Source organism: Amycolatopsis sp. GM8 (genome assembly GCF_021653975.1).
Lineage (GTDB): Bacteria > Actinomycetota > Actinomycetes > Mycobacteriales > Pseudonocardiaceae > Amycolatopsis_E.
In genome coordinates, this window is record NZ_JAJKFK010000007.1 from 108,551 (window position 1) to 126,014 (window position 17,464).

Annotated in this window: 16 protein-coding genes and 1 tRNA gene; 3 read left to right on the forward strand and 14 right to left on the reverse strand. The window is 69.3% G+C overall.

Translation table 11 applies throughout. The features are described 5' to 3' along the window. Window positions 1–31: 31 nt before the first annotated feature. The 10 genes from prmC to argS form a co-directional block, all read right to left on the reverse strand. Window positions 32–895 (reverse strand): peptide chain release factor N(5)-glutamine methyltransferase, encoded by an 864-nt coding sequence (gene prmC, locus LOZ83_RS29325; protein WP_236794958.1) that lies wholly within the window; start codon window positions 893–895, stop codon window positions 32–34. A gap of 45 nt (window positions 896–940) precedes the next feature. After that, on the reverse strand, window positions 941–1,096 hold the full coding sequence (locus LOZ83_RS29330; RefSeq protein ID WP_236794959.1) for a hypothetical protein: 156 nt from the start codon (window positions 1,094–1,096) through the stop codon (window positions 941–943). 319 nt (window positions 1,097–1,415) lie between these two features. After that, window positions 1,416–2,486, reverse strand: a complete 1,071-nt coding sequence (prfA, locus tag LOZ83_RS29335) for a peptide chain release factor 1 (RefSeq protein ID WP_236794960.1) — start codon at window positions 2,484–2,486, stop codon at window positions 1,416–1,418. Between the two features lie 88 nt (window positions 2,487–2,574). Next, window positions 2,575–2,802, reverse strand: coding sequence for a 50S ribosomal protein L31 (gene rpmE / locus LOZ83_RS29340; protein ID WP_236794961.1), 228 nt, complete (start codon window positions 2,800–2,802; stop codon window positions 2,575–2,577). 132 nt (window positions 2,803–2,934) lie between these two features. Beyond that, on the reverse strand, window positions 2,935–4,884 hold the full coding sequence (gene rho, locus LOZ83_RS29345) for a transcription termination factor Rho (protein WP_236794962.1): 1,950 nt from the start codon (window positions 4,882–4,884) through the stop codon (window positions 2,935–2,937). 388 nt (window positions 4,885–5,272) lie between these two features. Beyond that, complete coding sequence (gene thrB / locus LOZ83_RS29350; protein ID WP_236794963.1) at window positions 5,273–6,154, reverse strand: homoserine kinase; 882 nt, start codon at window positions 6,152–6,154, stop codon at window positions 5,273–5,275. Continuing rightward, window positions 6,151–7,215, reverse strand: coding sequence for a threonine synthase (gene thrC / locus LOZ83_RS29355; protein ID WP_236794964.1), 1,065 nt, complete (start codon window positions 7,213–7,215; stop codon window positions 6,151–6,153). The genes thrB and thrC overlap by 4 nt, the downstream gene beginning before the upstream one ends. Further along, the gene (locus LOZ83_RS29360) at window positions 7,212–8,519 is read right to left on the reverse strand and encodes a homoserine dehydrogenase (RefSeq protein WP_236795336.1); all 1,308 of its coding nucleotides are present in this window, start codon (window positions 8,517–8,519) and stop codon (window positions 7,212–7,214) included. The genes thrC and LOZ83_RS29360 overlap by 4 nt, the downstream gene beginning before the upstream one ends. A gap of 8 nt (window positions 8,520–8,527) precedes the next feature. After that, window positions 8,528–9,961, reverse strand: coding sequence for a diaminopimelate decarboxylase (gene lysA / locus LOZ83_RS29365; protein WP_236794965.1), 1,434 nt, complete (start codon window positions 9,959–9,961; stop codon window positions 8,528–8,530). Window positions 9,962–9,964: 3 nt separating this feature from the next. Then, window positions 9,965–11,620, reverse strand: a complete 1,656-nt coding sequence (argS, locus tag LOZ83_RS29370) for an arginine--tRNA ligase (RefSeq protein WP_236794966.1) — start codon at window positions 11,618–11,620, stop codon at window positions 9,965–9,967. Window positions 11,621–11,711: 91 nt separating this feature from the next. On the opposite strand from argS, the gene LOZ83_RS29375 reads away from it, so the two are divergent. Both LOZ83_RS29375 and LOZ83_RS29380 read left to right on the forward strand, forming a co-directional pair. Then, the gene (locus tag LOZ83_RS29375) at window positions 11,712–12,521 is read left to right on the forward strand and encodes a DUF3105 domain-containing protein (protein ID WP_236794967.1); all 810 of its coding nucleotides are present in this window, start codon (window positions 11,712–11,714) and stop codon (window positions 12,519–12,521) included. Continuing rightward, window positions 12,521–13,207 (forward strand): DUF305 domain-containing protein, encoded by a 687-nt coding sequence (locus LOZ83_RS29380; protein ID WP_236794968.1) that lies wholly within the window; start codon window positions 12,521–12,523, stop codon window positions 13,205–13,207. Before LOZ83_RS29375 ends, LOZ83_RS29380 begins: the two co-directional genes overlap by 1 nt. 1 nt (window position 13,208) lies before the next feature. On the opposite strand, the gene LOZ83_RS29385 is transcribed toward LOZ83_RS29380, so the two are convergent. Continuing rightward, window positions 13,209–14,117, reverse strand: a complete 909-nt coding sequence (locus LOZ83_RS29385) for a cation diffusion facilitator family transporter (protein ID WP_236794969.1) — start codon at window positions 14,115–14,117, stop codon at window positions 13,209–13,211. Window positions 14,118–14,283: 166 nt separating this feature from the next. Here LOZ83_RS29385 and LOZ83_RS29390 point away from each other — a divergent pair. Continuing rightward, window positions 14,284–14,356 (forward strand) — tRNA-Arg (locus LOZ83_RS29390). A gap of 185 nt (window positions 14,357–14,541) precedes the next feature. Here the strand turns inward: LOZ83_RS29390 and LOZ83_RS29395 are convergent. Genes LOZ83_RS29395 through LOZ83_RS29405 form a run of 3 tightly spaced genes read right to left on the reverse strand, consistent with a single transcriptional unit; the run spans window position 14,542 to window position 17,451 of the window. Further along, the gene (locus LOZ83_RS29395; RefSeq protein ID WP_236794970.1) at window positions 14,542–15,138 is read right to left on the reverse strand and encodes a TetR/AcrR family transcriptional regulator; all 597 of its coding nucleotides are present in this window, start codon (window positions 15,136–15,138) and stop codon (window positions 14,542–14,544) included. Window positions 15,139–15,151: 13 nt separating this feature from the next. Continuing rightward, window positions 15,152–16,648: an MFS transporter gene (locus LOZ83_RS29400; protein WP_236794971.1), complete on the reverse strand. Its 1,497-nt coding sequence runs from the start codon at window positions 16,646–16,648 to the stop codon at window positions 15,152–15,154. Next, window positions 16,645–17,451, reverse strand: a complete 807-nt coding sequence (locus tag LOZ83_RS29405) for a siderophore-interacting protein (protein WP_236794972.1) — start codon at window positions 17,449–17,451, stop codon at window positions 16,645–16,647. Before LOZ83_RS29405 ends, LOZ83_RS29400 begins: the two co-directional genes overlap by 4 nt. Window positions 17,452–17,464: the final 13 nt, after the last annotated feature.

Below are 17,464 nucleotides of genomic sequence, written 5' to 3' on the forward strand. Positions count from 1 at the left end.
TCGGCGGCCTGTGATGCTTTCGTTGCGGGTCCTAAGCGCGGCGGGCGGTGACGAACCGCGGGCGGCCGGCCAGATCCCGGTGGTCCCGGACATCGGTGAGGACCTTGCGCGAGGTGACGATCGCGGGCGCCGCCGCGCCGTGGGAGTCGTCGTGCTCGATCGCCATGCCGCCGCCGGGCCTGAGCAGCCGCGCCGCGGTCGCGACGGCCTGGCGGATCACCGCGAGCCCGCCCTCGGCGGCGAACACGGCCTGCGCCGGGTCGTAGTCGATCACCTCGGGCGGCAGCTCGCCGCCCGGCGGGACATACGGCGGGTTGCACACCACGAGATCCACGAGCCCGTCCAGTTCGGCGAAGATCGTGTTGTCGCCGACATCGCCCGAGTACAGCCGGATCGGCGTATCACCGTCGGCGGCGCGGGCGTCGGCGTTGTGGCGTGCCCAGGCGAGCGCGTTCGGATCGATGTCGACGGCATAGACCACCGCGTCCGGCCGGGCGTGCGCGAACGCGAGCGCGAGCGCGCCCGAGCCGGTGCACAGGTCGACGACCACCGGGTACTCGCGGTGCTCGAGCAGGTGCAGGCCCCATTCCAGGAGCAGCTCGGTCTCGGGCCGCGGGATGAACACGCCGAGGCCGACGCTGACGGTGATGTCGCCGAGCGCGGCCCACCCGGTCAGGTGTTGCAGCGGCACCCGTTTGGCCCGCTGGGCGACGAGCTGCCCGATCGCCTCGATCACGGGCGGATCGACGAGCGGGATCAACGGCAGCCGCCCGCGCTCCACCCCGAGCACATGCGCGGCGAGCAGTTCGGCGTCGGTCCGCGGGGACGCGACGCCGGCCTGCTCCAGGAGCCTGGTCGCCTCGAGGATCGCCAGACGCAAGGGTTGCCGCTTCACGGTGCTCACTTTCCCACAAGCGGCTGTGGAACTCGCGCATCCCGGTCAGCTGACGGGCACGAGTTCGACGACCTCGCGGACATCGGGTGCGAGGCCCCGGGTGAGGCCTCGGTCGAATGTGGCGAGCGTGCCTCCGTTGCGCACGGCCAGCGCGGCGAGATGAACGTCGATGACCTGTTGATGGCTGCCGAGCCGATGCAAATCGAACGGAGGCTCGCGTCAGGGATGACTTTCTTGTTCGACGACACGATTGTCGAACCACCGGCGAGCCGGTCGGTGGTGAAGGTGATTCGGCCAAGCCAAGGCGATGAGGACGTTGACGTCCAGCAGCGCGCTCACGGGATTACTCGTCAAGAGCCTGGCGCACCATGTCGGGGGTGATCGGGCTGGCATCCGGTGGTACGTCAAAAGTCGGAAAGTCAGTTCCCTCTCGCCGCACGGGGACAAGTCCGCGGCGAGCCAACTCGGAAACGACCGATCCGAGAGAACGCCCTTCGGCATCAGCGCATCACATCGTTGATCAGGAACCGGCCGCGGCGAGCCGCTCCTCGCGGTCCGCGGTCGCCAGTGCGTCGAGCACCGCGCCGAGTTCTCCGTCCAGCACCTGGTCCAGGTTGTACGCCTTGTAGTTGACCCGGTGATCGGAAATCCGGTTCTCCGGGAAGTTGTAGGTGCGCACCCGCTCGGACCGGTCCACGGTGCGGACCTGCGAGCGCCGCGCGTCGGCCGCCTTGCTGGCGGCCTCTTCCTCGGCCAGCGCCTGCAGGCGGGCCTGCAGCACCTGGATCGCGCGCGCCCGGTTCTGGATCTGTGACTTCTCGTTCTGGCACGACACCACGATCCCGGTCGGCAGGTGCGTCACGCGAACCGCCGAGTCGGTGGTGTTGACGCTCTGCCCACCCGGGCCCGACGAGCGGAAGACGTCGATGCGCAGGTCGTTCGGGTCGATCTCGACCTCGACCTCTTCGGGCTCGGGGTAGATGAGCACGCCCGCGGCGGAGGTGTGGATCCGGCCCTGCGACTCGGTCGCAGGTACCCGCTGGACGCGGTGCACACCGCCCTCGAACTTCAGCCGCGACCACACCCCGTCGGCGTCGCTTCCCTTGCTCTTCAAGGAAAGTGTGACGTCCTTGTAGCCACCGAGGTCCGAATCGACCGAGTCGAGCACCTCGGCCTTCCAGCCGTGCCGCTCGGCGTAACGCAGGTACATGCGCAGCAGATCGCCCGCGAACAGCGCGGACTCCTCGCCGCCCTCCCCCGACTTGATCTCCATCACGACATCCGAGCCGTCGTACGGGTCGCGCGGCAGCAGCAACTCGGTGAGCCGCGACTCCAGCGCCGGGATGCGCGCGGCGATCTCCTGCGCTTCGGCCGCGAACGCCGAGTCCTCGTGCGCCAGCTCCTGCGCGGCGGCCAGGTCGTCGCGGGCGGTGTCCAGCTCGCCGATCGCCTTGATCACCGGGCTCAGCTCGGCGTAACGCCGGCCCAGCTTGCGCGCGCGGTTCTGGTCGGCGTGCACCGCCGGGTCCGCGAGCTGCTTCTCCAGCTCCGCGTACTCGTCACGCAACCCGCGCAGGGAAGACGAATCCACTTCACGACCTCTGTTTCGGCGAACAACTGCTGGACATCAAAAACGGCGCCCGCCCCCGGTGTCCGGGTGGCGGGCGCCGTCGATCAAGCTACTTGGCGTCGGTCTTCTTCTGACGCTTGCCGTAGCGCGCCTCGAAGCGCGCGACCCGGCCACCGGTGTCCAGAATCTTCTGCTTGCCGGTGTAGAACGGGTGGCAGTTGGAGCAGATCTCGACCGTGATCTGGCCGGACGTCTTGGTGCTCCGCGTTTCGAACGTGGCGCCGCAGCCGCACGTCACCGTGGTCGGGACGTACTCGGGGTGAATACCGCTTTTCATGGGGTCCTCTCATCATGGCCGCCGGGTCCCCGCACGCGAGGTGAACCGGAGCCGGACTTCAGCGGAACTATTTTGCCTGATCGGACAACGCGCCCCGCCGCCGGGGTATTCCAGCGGCGGGGCGCCCGCCGATCAATCGTCGTCCGCGCCGAGCGCCGTCTTCGAGACCTGCATCAGGAACTCGATGTTGGTCTTGGTCTTGCGCAGGCGGGACAGCAACAGGTCGATCGCCTGCTGCGAGTCGAGCGCGTGCAGCACCCGGTGCAGCTTGTGGTGCACGGCCAGCTCGTCCGGCGAGAGCAGCAGCTCTTCCTTACGGGTACCGGACGGGTTGATGTCCACGGCCGGGAACACGCGCCGCTCGGCGATCTTGCGGTCGAGCTTGAGCTCGGCGTTGCCGGTGCCCTTGAACTCCTCGAAGATCACCGTGTCACCGGTGGACCCGGTCTCGACCATCGCCGTGGCGAAGATCGTCAGCGAGCCGCCGTTCTCGATGTTGCGCGCCGCGCCGAGGAAACGCTTCGGCGGGAACAGCGCGGTCGAGTCGACACCACCGGAGAGGATCCGGCCGGACGCCGGCGCCGCCAGGTTGTACGCACGGCCGAGACGGGTGATCGAGTCGAGCAGGACCACCACGTCCATGCCCATCTCGACGAGCCGCTTGGCCCGCTCGATGGACAGCTCCGCGACCGAGGTGTGGTCCGACGGCGGCCGGTCGAAGGTCGAGGCGATGACCTCACCCTTCACCGAGCGCTGCATGTCGGTGACCTCTTCCGGACGCTCGTCGACGAGGACGACCATCAGGTGGCACTCGGGGTTGTTCGTGGTGATCGCGTTCGCGACGTCCTGCATGATCGTCGTCTTGCCGGCCTTCGGCGGCGACACGATCAGCGCACGCTGGCCCTTGCCGACCGGCATCACCAGGTCGATGACGCGGGTGGTCAGCTTGTGCGAGTCCGTCTCCAGGCGCAGCCGCTCGTTGGGGTAGAGCGGGGTCAGCTTGGTGAACTCGGGCCGCTTCTTGGCCGCGTCCGGCTCGAGGCCGTTGATGGTGTCCACGCGCACCAGCGGGTTGAACTTCTGCCGCTGCTGCTCGCCCTCGCGGGGCTGCTTGACGACACCGGTGATCGCGTCGCCACGGCGCAGGTTGTACTTGCGCACCAGCGAAAGCGACACGTACACGTCGTTCGGCCCCGCCAGGTAGCCCGAGGTGCGGACGAACGCGTAGTTGTCCAGCACGTCGAGGATGCCGGCGACCGGCAGCAGGACGTCGTCCTCGCGGATCTCGGTGTCCGGGGTACCGCCTTCGGTGCGGCCACCGCCACGGCGGCGACGGTCGCGGAACCGGCGACCGCGACGGCCGCCTTCCTCGTCGTCACCGTTGTCCGCGTTGGCCGGGTTCTGCTGACCGCGGTTGTTCTGCTGCTGGTTGTTGTTCTGCTGGCGGCGGTTGCCACCGCCCTGGCCGCCGTCACGCTCGCGCTGCGGCTGCTCGGTGCGCTGCTGCCCACCGTCACGCGGCGCGTTGTCACGCTGGCCACTGTCACGCTGGCCGCCATCGCGCGGCGCGTTGTCCCGCGGCCCGTTGTCACGCTGGCCGCCCTCCGGGCTACCGGCCGGACGGCTGGAGCCACGACGACGGCGGCTGCCGCCCTGACGGGCACCATCTTCGCCCTGCTGAGAGGCTTCCTCGCTGTTCTTCTCCGGCTGCGGGGCCTTCTCGGCCACGGGCTGCTCGGCAGCCTTCTTCTCCACGGGCTTCTCCCGCTTCTCCGCGGGCGCGGCGACGCTCGGCCGCTCGGCCACGCCGTCGAAGGGAAGCGTCTCGTCGACCGCGGCACGCTTGCGCGGCGTCTTGCCCTGGCGCTCCCGAATCGCGGCGATGAGGTCGCCCTTCCGCATGCCCTTGGTGTCCCCGACACCCAGCTCTGCCGCGAGTTCCCGCAGGTCGGCGATCACCATGCCGGAAAGGCCGCCGGTCTTGCGCTTGGGCGCGCTGCCGTTCGACTGTTCCGCTGATCCCGACGCGGCCGGAGCGGCCTGGGTGTCCAGGTCACCGCTCAAAAGATCGGTGTTGCTCACACATGTCCTTCCTGACCGATCCACGCCTCCAGGTGGATCAGCGGACTACCGCCCGCGTCTGATCGCGCTGCGGTTCGCTACTGCCCGTGCGGCTTCGCCGGCTCGAGACCTGCAGGTCAGGGGTGGCGAAGCGGCCACACGGGATGCCTGCTCCGAGAGGAGCCTGCTGAATTCGTCACCGTGGCCACCGGAAACCCGCCTGAGGTCCATCCCAGCACAGCTGTGCGGGATCATCGGCTTCAACTGAAGATGCGATCCGGGAACGATACCCCCGGGACCGTCACCGGGTGCGGAATGCGCACGGTGATCGAACGCCCCCGAGGGTAGACCGCACCGGGTTCAGGTGCAACAACCACCCCCGGCGTGCCGCGAAACCGGCGCATGCCCGCTATCGGCCTGTGACCTGGACCCCACTGGAATCCACGGGCAGTTCGGAGACTACAAACCCACTAACGTCCACTCCTGCCGGAATTATTCCGTCCGTCGTCAACGCGAGCACCGAGGGCCCGGCACCGGACACGGTGGCAGCCACGCCGGCATCGCGCAGATCACTCACCAGCCGCGCGGTCGCCGGATAGGCGGGTGCGCGGTAGTGCTGGTGCAGCCGGTCCGCGGTGGCGGCCAGCAGCACCGAAGGATCACAGGTCAGCGCGTGGATGGCAAGGGCAGCCCGGCCCGCGGTGAAGGCGGCGTCGGCGTGCGGCACCTCGGCCGGTAGCAGGCCGCGTGTCGCGGCGGTGGAGGACTTGACCGCCGGCACCGCCAGCACCGGGCGGATCGACGGGTCCATGGTGAGCCGCTCGGCGAAGAACCGGCCGTCCTCGGACCACGCGATGACGAGCCCGCCGAGCAGGCTCGCGGCCGCGTTGTCGGCGTGTCCTTCGAACTCGGCGGCGACTTGAACAGCGTTTGCGTCCAACGGTTTCCCGGCCAGCGCGTAGCCCGCGGCCACGCCGGACACGACCGCCGCCGCGGACGAGCCGAGCCCCCGCGCGTGCGGAATCTTGTTGAGACACCGCAAATACAGCCCCGGCAACCGGACGCCGAGCCGCTCACAGGTGCGCCGGATCGCCCGCACCACCAGGTGTGTCTCGTCTGTTGGGACGTCTTCGATCCCGCCCGCGCCGGCGTCGAGCACCTCGACCTTCAGCCCGGATTCGATGACCTGCACCTCGATCACGTCGTACAGCCCGAGCGCGAGCCCGAGCGCGTCGAAACCGGGGCCGAGGTTCGCCGACGACGCCGGCACGGTCACCGTGAACGAGGTCATGACAGGTCCAGCGCCGCCGCCACCGCACGCGGGTCGACCGCCAGCGGCTCGACCTCGACGTTGCCCTCCAGTGCCGTCGCCGGGTCCTTGAGGCCGTGCCCGGTCACCGTGCAGACCACGGTGGATCCCTTGGGCAGCCGCCCATCCCCGGCGGTGAGCAGCAGCCCGGCCACGCTCGTGGCCGAGGACGGCTCCACGAAAACGCCCTCCCGGCGGGCCAAAAGCCTATATGCGGCAAGGATTTGCTCGTCGGTGACCTTCTCGAACAAACCGCCCGAGGCGTTGCGCGCGTTGACCGCGCCCTGCCACGAGGCCGGGCTGCCGATGCGGATGGCGGTGGCGATCGTGTCCGGTTCCTTCACCGGCTCGCCGAGCACGAGCGGCGCGGCACCGGCGGCCTGGAACCCGAACATCCGCGGCGTGTTCCCGACGATCCCGTCGGCGGCGTAACCGGTGTACCCCGCCCAATAAGCTGTGATATTCCCCGCATTTCCCACGGGCAGGCAGTGCACGTCCGGCGCCTTGCCGAGCACGTCGCACACCTCGTAGGCGGCGGTTCGCTGGCCGATCAGGCGCACCGGGTTGACCGAGTTGACGAGCGTCACCGGGTGGTCGATCGCGGTCTTGCGGGCGAGCTCGAGGCAGTCGTCGAAGTTGCCGTCGACCTGCAGGATCCGGGCGCCGTGCAGGACCGCCTGGGCGAGCTTGCCCATCGCGATCTTGCCCTGCGGGACGAGCACCGCGCAGGTGAGCCCGGCGCGCGCGGCATACGCGGCCGCCGACGCGGAGGTGTTGCCCGTAGAGGCACAAATGACCGCCCGCAGGCCACTGGCCAGCGCGTGCGTGATCGCGACGGTCATCCCGCGGTCCTTGAACGAACCGGTGGGGTTGGCGCCTTCGACCTTGAGGAAGACCTCGGCGCCGGTCAGCTCGGACAGGTGCGGCGCGAGCATCAGCGGGGTGTTGCCCTCGCCGAGCGTCACCACCTTGGCCCCGGCCGGAATCGGCACCCGGTCGGCATAGGCCTCGATGATCCCCGGCCAGCCCGGACCTGCGTTCATCCGTCTTCGCCTTCCACGCGCATCACGCTGACCACTTCCCGAACCACGTCCATCTTCCCGATCGCCGCGACGGTCGCTTCGAGGGCGGCGTCCGGGGCGAGGTGGGTCACGATGACCAGGCTCGCCGTCGCGAGCCGGTCCCGCTGGCGCACCGCGGCGATGCTCACCCCGTGGTCCGCGAACACCTGCGCGACCTGGGCCAGTACACCCGGTTTGTCGGCGACGTCGAGGCTCACGTGGTAGCGCGTCGGGGTCTGGCCCATCGGCCGCACCGGCAGGGCGGCGTGCGCGGACTCGCGCGGGCCGCGCCCGCCGAGCACCCGATTCCTTGCCACCGCGACGAGATCGCCGAGCACGGCACTCGCCGTGGGCGCGCCACCGGCGCCCTGTCCGTAGAACATCAGCTCGCCCGCGGCGTCCGCCTCGACGAACACCGCGTTGAACGCCCCGCCGACACCGGCCAGCGGGTGGCCCCGCGGGATCATCACCGGATGCACGCGCGCGGAGACCGACTCGGTGCCGTCGTCGGCGGTCACCCGCTCGCAGATCGCGAGGAGCTTTACCGTGCGCCCCAACGCTTTCGCGGCCGCGATGTCCGGGGCGGTGACGCCCGAGATGCCCTCGCGGTGCACGTCGAGGGCCGTCACACGGCTGTGGAAGGCCAGCGACGCGAGGATCGCGGCCTTCGACGCGGCGTCGTAACCGTCCACATCGGCCGTCGGGTCCGCCTCCGCGTAGCCGAGACGGCTTGCCTCGTCGAGGGTTTCGGCGTACCCGGCGCCCGTCGAGTCCATTGCGGACAGAATGAAGTTGGTGGTGCCGTTGACGATGCCCATCACCTTGGTGATCCGGTCACCGGCCAGCGACTCGCGCAGCGGGCGCAGCAACGGGATCGCGCCCGCGACGGCGGCCTCGAAGTAGAGGTCCGCGCCGGCGGAGTCGGCGGCTTCGGACAGCTCGGCGGTGTGCTCCGAGAGCAGCGCCTTGTTCGCCGTGACGACCGACTTTCCCTTGCGCAGCGCGGTGAGCAACCAGCCGCGGACGGGTTCGATGCCGCCGATCAGCTCGACGATCACGTCCACATCGGACTCGACGAGCCCGGCGGCGTCGTTCGTGAGCAGGTGCTGCGGCAGCTCCGGGTGCTTGTCCGGCCGGCGCACCGCGATCCCGGCCAGTTCGACCGGGGCCCCGGCGCGGGCGGCGAGTTCGTCGGCCTGCTCGGTGAGCAACCGGGCGACCTCGCTGCCGACGGTGCCGCAGCCGAGCAGCGCGACACGGACCGTCTTGCCGTCCGCTGTGGACAGTGCGGAGCTCACGACACCTCCAGGTTCAGCATGTCCTCCACGGTCTCCCGGCGCAGCAGCAACCGGTGCGCCCCGTTGCGGACCGCGACGACCGCGGGCCGGGGCTGCCGGTTGTAGTTGCTCGCCATCGAATAGCAGTAAGCGCCGGTCGCGGCGAGCGCGAGCAGGTCGCCGGGGCCTAGTGTGTCGGGCAGCCAGCAGTCGCGGACGACGATGTCGCCGGACTCACAGTGCTTTCCCACCACGCGGGACAGCGCGGCACCGACCTCGCCGTTGCCATCGTCCGCAGAGCGGGACACCAGGCGGCAGTCGTAGAGCGCGTCGTAGAGCGCGGTGCGGATGTTGTCGCTCATCCCACCGTCGATGCTGACGTAACGGCGGCTTTCGTTGTCCCCCAGGGAAACATCCTTGATGGTGCCGACCTCGTACAGCGTGACCGTGCCCGGCCCGGCGATCGCCCGCCCCGGTTCGCCCGCGATCCGGGGCACCGGCAGGCCGGCGAACTCGCACTCCTTGCGCACGATCTCACGGATCTGCGTGATCATCTGCGCGGGCGGCGGCGGGTTGTCCTTGTCGGTGTACGCGATCCCGAAACCGCCACCGAGGTCTACAATGGACAGTTGTTCGAGCAGGGATTCGCCGTGCTCCTTGGCCAGTTCACCGAGCAGCCCGACCACGCGGCGGGCGGCGACCTCGAACCCGTCGGCGTCGAAGATCTGCGAGCCGATATGGCTGTGCAGGCCGACGAGCTTGAGCGAGGACGCGTTGAGCACGCGGCGCACGGCCTCCGCCGCGTCCCCGGCCGCGAGCGAGAAGCCGAACTTCTGGTCCTCGTGCGCGGTCGCGATGAACTCGTGCGTGTGCGCCTCGACACCGACCGTGACCCGCACGAGCACGTCCTGCACGACGTCGAGGCGCGCGGCGACATCCGCGAGGCGGGCGATCTCGTAGTACGAGTCCAGCACGACCGTGCCGACCCCGGCGCCCACCGCGGCCTCCAGCTCGGCGACCGACTTGTTGTTGCCGTGGAAGGTGATCCGCTCCGCCGGGAAGCCCGCGCGCAGCGCGACCGCGAGCTCTCCCCCGCTGGCGACGTCCATACTCAGGCCCTGCGCGGCGACCCACCGCGCGACTTCGGTGCACAGGAACGCCTTCGCCGCGTAATGCACCAGCGCGGGGTCGTCGAACGCCTCGGCGTACTCGGCACAGCGCGACTTGAAGTCCGCTTCGTCCACAATGAACAGTGGGGTGCCGTACGTCGCGGCGAGCTCGCGGACGTCGACGCCCGCGATCCGCACGACCCCGTCCGGCGCGCGATAAGTGTTGCGGGGCCAGACTTTCGGGTACAGCCGGTCGAGGTCCGCGGCCGTGGCCGGCGGGAAGCCCGAGGTGTCGACGTGCGGGTGCACGTCGGCGTGACGAGGACCTGCGGGGTGGGCCATGAGCTACATCCGTTCCGGGGCGGAGACACCGAGCAGCCGCAGGCCGTTGGCGAACACCTGGCGCGCGGCCTCGCACAGCGCGAGCCGCGCGAAGGTGAGCGGCGACGCTTCCTCGTCGCCCTTGGGCAGCACCGGGGCGACGGCGTAGAACTTGTGGAACGCGCCGGCCAGGTTCTCCAGATACCGGGCCACGCGGTGCGGTTCACGCAGTTCCGCGGCCCGCGAGATGATCGTCGGGAACTCGCCGATCGTGCGGATCAGGTCGCCTTCCTGCGCCAGCGTGAGCAGGCCCAGATCCGCGTCCGCGTGCGCCTTCAGCCCGAGGTCGGCGGCGTTGCGCTGCAACGAAGCCAGCCGCGCGTGCGCGTACTGCACGTAGTAGACCGGGTTTTCGTCGCTGCGCTTGCGCAGCAGGTCGAGGTCTACATCGATGCTCGAATCCACCGAGTACCGCGTCAGCTCGTAGCGCGCCGCGTCCACACCGACGGCCTCGACGAGGTCCTCCATCGTGATCACGGTGCCGGCGCGCTTGCTCATCCGGACCGGTTTGCCGTCGCTGACGAGGTTCACCAGCTGGCCGATGAGCACCTCGACCACGTCCGGGTCCTGCCCCATCGCGGCCGCCGCGGCCTTGAGCCGGGCGATGTAGCCGTGGTGGTCGGCGCCGAGCATGTAGATGCACAGGTCGTAGCCGCGGCCGATCTTGTTCTCCAGGTACGCGATGTCGCCCGCGATGTACGCCGGGGCGCCGTCGCTCTTGATGACCACGCGGTCCTTGTCGTCGCCGAACTCGGTGGAGCGCAACCACCAGGCGCCGTCAGCGAGGTAGAGCTTCCCGGATTCCTTCAGCTCCTCGACGGCGCGCGAGACCGCACCGCTGGTGTGCAGTGAGTCTTCCTGGAAGTAGACGTCGAAGTCGGTGCCGAACTCGTGCAGGCTCTGCTTGATCTCCGCGAACATCAGATCGATGCCGATCCGTCGGAACGTCTCGTTCCGCTCCGCTTCGGGCAGCGAAAGCGCGCTCGGTTCCTGGCGCAGCACTTCGGCGGCGACGTCGGAGACGTAGCCGCCCGCGTAGCCGTCCTCGGGTGCGGGCTCGCCCTTCGCGGCGGCGATCAGGGAGCGGACGAACCTGTCGATCTGCGCGCCGGCGTCGTTGAAGTAGTACTCGCGGGTCACATCCGCGCCCTGGGCGGCCAGCATGCGGCCCAGCGCGTCGCCCACCGCGGCCCACCGGGTGCCCCCGAGGTGCACCGGGCCGGTCGGGTTGGCCGAGACGAACTCAAGGTTGATCTTGCGCCCGGTCAGCGCGTCACCGCTGCCGTAGCCGTCGCCCGCGGCCAGCACCTGGCGCACCTGTTCGCCCTGCGCGTCGGCGGCGAGCCGGAAGTTGAGGAAGCCGGGACCCGCGACCTCGGCACTGTCGACGCCGTCGTCCTTGGTGACCTCGTCGGCGAGCGCCTGCGCGAACTCGCGCGGCGGCATCCCTACTTTCTTCGCTACCTGCATGGCCAGGTTGGTGGCGTAGTCTCCGTGTTCGGGATTGCGGGGTCGTTCGATCGTCACCGAGTCCGGCAGGACGGCATGGTCGAGGCCACGCGCCGTCAGCACCTGTACGGCGGACGAGCGAACGAGTTCGGCGAGCACGGCGGGAGTCACCACGCGAGTGTATGTGGCCGTTGACCGTGCTCTGACATGCAGTCCCTAGACTCCTCCATGGGATATTCGATTCTCGAGCGGATGCGGAGCCATGGCCAGCGGCACGAAGAAGAAGGCCTCCTCGAAGAAGGCCGTGAGATCGGCGCGCAACTCGGTGGTGACAAGGCGTGGCTTCCCGTGGGGCACGGTGATCGCGGTCGTCGCGGTCGTGGCACTCGCCGCCGTGGTCGTCACCTACTACCTCGTCCAGTCGGCTCCGCGGCGCGCGCTCGCCGAATGGGCGCCCACCGATTCGAACAAGGACCCGTCGCTACAGCTCACCGGCATCGTGACCGCGGCCTACAAGGGCAGCGTGCACGTGCTGCCGACCGAGCGGGTCGCCTACGACCACACGCCGCCGATCGGCGGGCCGCACGACGGTTACTGGGCCGCGTGCAACGGGATCGTGTACCCGAAGGCGGTCCGCAACGAGAACATGGTGCACGCGCTCGAGCACGGCACCGTGTGGATCACCTACAACCCGGACCAGATCAAGGGTGACGCGCTGACCAAGCTGTCGTCGAAGGTCCAGGGCAAGCCGTACACGATGATGTCGCCCTACCCCGGCCTCGACAAGCCGATCTCGCTGCAGTCCTGGGGGCACCAGCTGAAGCTGGACAGCGCCGACGACCAGCGGATCGACGAGTTCATCACCGCGCTGCGCACCAACCCGAACACCACTCCCGAGGTCGGCGCCTCCTGTGACGCGCTCGGGCCGGGCGCGTTCGACCCGGACAACCCGCCGCCGTTCGACCCGACGCCGCCGGGGCCGGACGCGAAACCGATGGACTACCAGGGTTCGCAGGGCACCCAGCAGGACACCGCTGGTGCCCCGATGCCGTCGACCACCGGCACTCCCTGATGACCGAAGCGGAACAGGCTCCCGCGCGCCCCGCCGCCCGGCCGCTGGTCATCGGCGCGACGGTGGTCGTCGTGCTGCTGGTGGGCGCGGTGATCGGGATGTTCCTGACCCAGCGGGCGCTGAACTCGTCCGAACCGGCCACCCCGGACGCGGGTTCGGTGGAGGTCGGGTTCGCGCAGGACATGTCGGTGCACCACCTGCAGGCGGTGACGATGGCGAACTGGGCGCGGGACCACAGCACCGACCCGGAGATCCGGCAGCTGGCGTTCGACATCCAGAGCACGCAGCTGGAGCAGGTCGGCCGGATGAAGGGCTGGCTGATGTTGTGGAACCAGCCCGAACAGTCGCCGGGCGCATACATGACATGGATGACTCAGCCGTCCGGGCACGACATGGCGGGGATGGCGATGCCGTCGGCGACCTCGAGTGACTCGCCGATGCCCGGGATGGCGACGAACGCGGAGCTGGCGAAGCTGCGTTCGTTGTCCGGCAAGGATCTCGACGTGTACTTCCTGCAGTTGATGCTGCGGCACCACCAGGGCGGCACGGCGATGGCGCAGTACGCGCACGACCATTCGTCGCTCGGCGCGGTGGACGCGCTGACGCAGAGCATCCTGGCTTCGCAGAGCGCGGAGATGACGTTGATGAAGCAGATGCTCGCCGCGCGGGGCGCTCAGCCGCTGTAGGTCACCAGGACAGTTCTTCGCACCGTTTGGCCGACTCGCAGGGCTCGACCTGCAGGGTCGCGTGCTTGATCCGGTAGTTGTTCGCGAGCAGATTCTGGGCCTGTACAAGGACTTGCGCGGGTTCGGCGTGCTGCTCGACGGCGAGGTGCGCGGAGGCGACCTCCATGCCGGACGTCAGGGTCCACACGTGCAGGTCGTGCACATCGCGGACGCCGGCGAGCGCGGTGAGACCGGCCGCGATGCCCTCGACGTCGACGTCGGCGGGCGCGTGCTGGAAGAGGATGCGCAGCGCGCGGCCCGCGAGTTTGGCTGTGCGCGGCAGGACGAACAGTCCGATCGCGACACCGATGATCGGGTCGGCGTAGCGCCAGCCGGTGGTCAGCGTGATGGCGCCGCTGACCAGGACGCCCACGGAGCCGATCAGGTCGGCGAGGACTTCGAGATACGCGCCGCGGACGTTGATGCTCTCCTTGGCGCCTTGTCTCAGGAGTGAGAAGGCTGCGATGTTCGCGACGAGCCCGGCTGTGGCCGTGAGCAGGACGGGAAGTCCTGGTACCGCGGGCGGATCGGTGATACGTCCGATGGCCTCGAACAGGACGTACGCGGCGACGCCGAAGAGGAGAACGGCATTGCCGAGCGCGGCGAGCACCTCTGCGCGGTAGAACCCGAAGGTGCGCCGGTATGTGGGTCCACTGCGGCGGGCGAGCATGATCGCCGCGAGCGCCATGCCGAGCCCGAGGACGTCGGTGAGCATGTGCGCCGCGTCGGAGATGAGGGCCAAGGAGCCGGTCAGTGCGCCGACGATGACCTCGACCACGAGGAACGCGGCGCCGATCGCGAGCGCCGCCACCAGGCGGGACACGTAGCGGCCGGAGGCGCTCGACACGCCGTGCCCGTGACCGTGACTCATTCGGGCCCCCTCTCTGCGGCCAACATATAGCGACATGCGCATGTATGCAATACAGGCTAGCCTAACCTGCCTTTGGAGGCTACCGCCTGGGGTGCGCTTTGCACACGGGGTACTCGCGGCCCGGACCGGGGCATGCGCTAGGCTCTACCAAGTCGCACGATGATGCGCCCTCGTAGCTCAGGGGATAGAGCACTGCCCTCCGGAGGCAGGTGTCGCAGGTTCGAATCCTGCCGAGGGCACCCAGTTTGAACACACAAAACCGGCCCCTACCAGCGCAAACGCGGTAGGGGCCGATTCATGTCATTCCCGTGAGCCCCGGCGAAACCCCGCGGCGTCGAGCGCGTCCTTGCGGCGACCGGTGATGAAAACCTTGGCGCCCTCGGCTCCTCGGCGTGGCCCCGCAGCAGGCGTGCAGCGCAGTGAGCTAATGCACTGGGGTGGGCAGCAGCCGCGCGAGGGCGGACTGGGCCACGGTGGTGAGCGTGTCGATGTCCATGCCAGTGCGCCCGAGCGCGACGAGGCCGAGTTGGGTGACGAGGACCGCGCGGGCAGTCTCGGCGGGGTCGGCGTCAGCGGCGAGGTCGCCTTCGCGCTGGGCGCGCTCCAGTGCCGCGCTGAGGATGGCGGCGATCGCGTCGTAGCTGCGGCGGGCCTCAGCGGCCACATCCGGAGCGTTGGTGGCCAGCTCGGCGTTGCTGTTGGCCAGCAAACAACCTCGACGCGCAACCGCACCGGTCGGGTCGTCGGTCGGGCTCAGCAGGAACTCGCTCACCACGTCGATCCCTCGCGCCGCGGACACCAGGCGCTCGCGCAGCATCAGCAGGTTCGCGTCGTCGTAGTTGCGCAGCACCCGCAAGAACAGGCTTCGCTTGTCTCCGAACGCCCCGTAGAGACTGCCCTTGCCCAGCCCGCTCACACGTAGCAGGTCATCCATGGACGTCGCCGCGTAGCCCTTGTCCCAGAACTCGTCGCGGATAGCTCGAAGCACAAGATCTTCGTCGAACTCACGAGGCCGGGCCATGCCCCCACCGTACTTACCTGCCGGATCTCGATCGCGTTCTCCCGCCGGTGGCGAGGGCGACGACGATGGCGCCGGCGACGAAGGTGAGTGCGGCGCCGGTTTGAAGGGCTGTGGCGGCGCCGGTGACGAAGGCGTCCGTGATCTGGCCGTGCGCATTGGGCTGGTGGGCGATGGCCTCGGCGACCGTGCGGGGCACCGGGTCGAGGGTTTGCAGGACCGCGGGCAGGTGCCGGGTGAACACGGCCACGGTGATCGTCCCGACGATGGCGATGCCCAGTGCGCTACCGAGTTCACGCGTCGCGGATTGCAGGCCGCCCGCGACGCCGGCTTGTTCGGGTGGCAGCCCGGAGGTCAGCTCGGCCGTCAGGGTCGGTAGTGCGAGGGCGAAGCCGGTACCGAGGACGACGAGCCAGAGCGCGTAGACGATGAACGGTTGCCGAGTCGCGCAGGACAGGCCGAGCAGACCGCCGCTGATGAAGACGAACCCGGCCGCAAGCGTGACGGGGATGCCGATCCGTGCTGTGAGTGCGGGAATGAGCCGCGATCCGACGAGGATGGGGATCGCAATGGGCAGGGTCGCGAAGCCGGCGGCGAGCACCGTGAACCCGCGCCCGTACTGCAGCAGCGAAGCATTGAGATAGAAGAGCCCGAAGCTGCCGAACCAGGTCACGAGCATGCCGAGGCTCGCGCTCGTCAGTAACGGTGAGCGGAACAGGCGCGGGTCGAGCAGCGGATGCGTGACCCTCAGCTCGACGAACACCCAGCCGGCGCCCAGGACGACGGCGAGAGCGAACGAGCCGAGTACGACGCCGCTTCCCCAGCCGCGTGCAGGGCCTTCGATGATGCCAGCGAGCAGGGCGACGGACGCCGCCACCAGGAGGAGGGTGCCCGCCGGGTCGAGGCTGCGATGCGCACGCGGGCTCGGCTTCGCGATGACGGCGATGGCGACGGCGCACAGCAGTGCGAACGGGGCGACGCCCCAGAACAGCGTCTGCCAGGCTCCGGTGTTCAGCAGTCCCGCCCCCGCCGTGTTGCCGACGATGCCGCCCATGCCGGAAATCGCGCCCCAGATCGCGAGCGCCCGACGGCGTCGGTCCTCGCTGGTGGCGTGGACCAGAACGCCGACGCAATTCGGGAGCACGAGGGCGGCACCGAGGCCGGAGACGATCCGCCCAGCCAGCAGCATGGGTACGGCCGTCGAGAGAGCCGAGACCGTGGCTCCGGCGGCGAAGACGACCAGTCCGGTCACAAGGCTGCCTTTGCGGCCGAAGCGGTCGCCGATCGCCCCACCCGGGATGACGAGGCACGCGAAAACGATCACGTACGCGTCGACGATCCACAGCAGCTCGGAAGAGTCCGGGTGCAGGCCGCTGCCGGCGAGCAGCGGAATGGCCAGATTGATGGAGGCGACGAAACCGACGACGAGAAGCGTGCAGACGCAGACTGCGATCAGGACAAGAGTTTCACGCCGCCGTGTCGCGACGCTCGGGGCGAATTGGGTGGTGGTCATGAGCGGGCCTCGTGGTGGTCGCCACTCCCGGCCCGGCCCGCTCTCCAATAGCCGGACACCTCGAAGTGAGTCTGTGTGAACTCGCTGGTCCGGAGATGCTGACGCAGGGGGCCGACGATGCCGGACTCACCGGCCGCCCACAGGTACGTGCGGACGTCGCCGCCAGGAGTCGCGTCGACGAGAGCGCGAGCGAGTTCGCCGGCGCCGGACCCGTCGATCCACTGCACGGTCAGATTCGGGTGCTCGGGCAGGGCGCGCTGTCCCCCCTCGGGGGCGACGACGAAAGCATCGATGTGCGCTTCAGCGGGCGCTTCCTCAAGCCACCGCTCGAGCGCGGGAAGGCCGGTTTCGTCGGCGCCGAGCACATAACGGTCGAAGCCCGCGGGGTAGATGGTGTAGCCACGGGGGCCGAGCACACCCAGCTCATCTCCGTCGCTCGCGCCGATCGCCCACCGCCCTGCCGGGCCGTGCTCATGCAGCACGAAGTCCAGCGTCAGCAGGCGAGCATCGGAATCGAAGCGGCGGACGGTGTAGTCGCGGATGGCAAGCTCGACGCCGTCGGGTGCGGCGAGGCCGAGCGGACCGAGGGTGGGCATTTCGAGTACGCCCGTCGTTTCCTGCGGCACGACCACCTTTACGTGCGTCGCGGTCGTGAGACGCGGAAAGGGAAACTCGGGTTCGAGTTCGTCGCCGGTGAGCACGAAACGGCGCATGGTCGGCGACAGGGTTTCCGTGCGGGCGACGGTGAGGGTGCGCACCTTGGGCGGGTACGCGTGGCGGGTCACTTCGAGGGTGGACGTCATGATCATGGTCCTT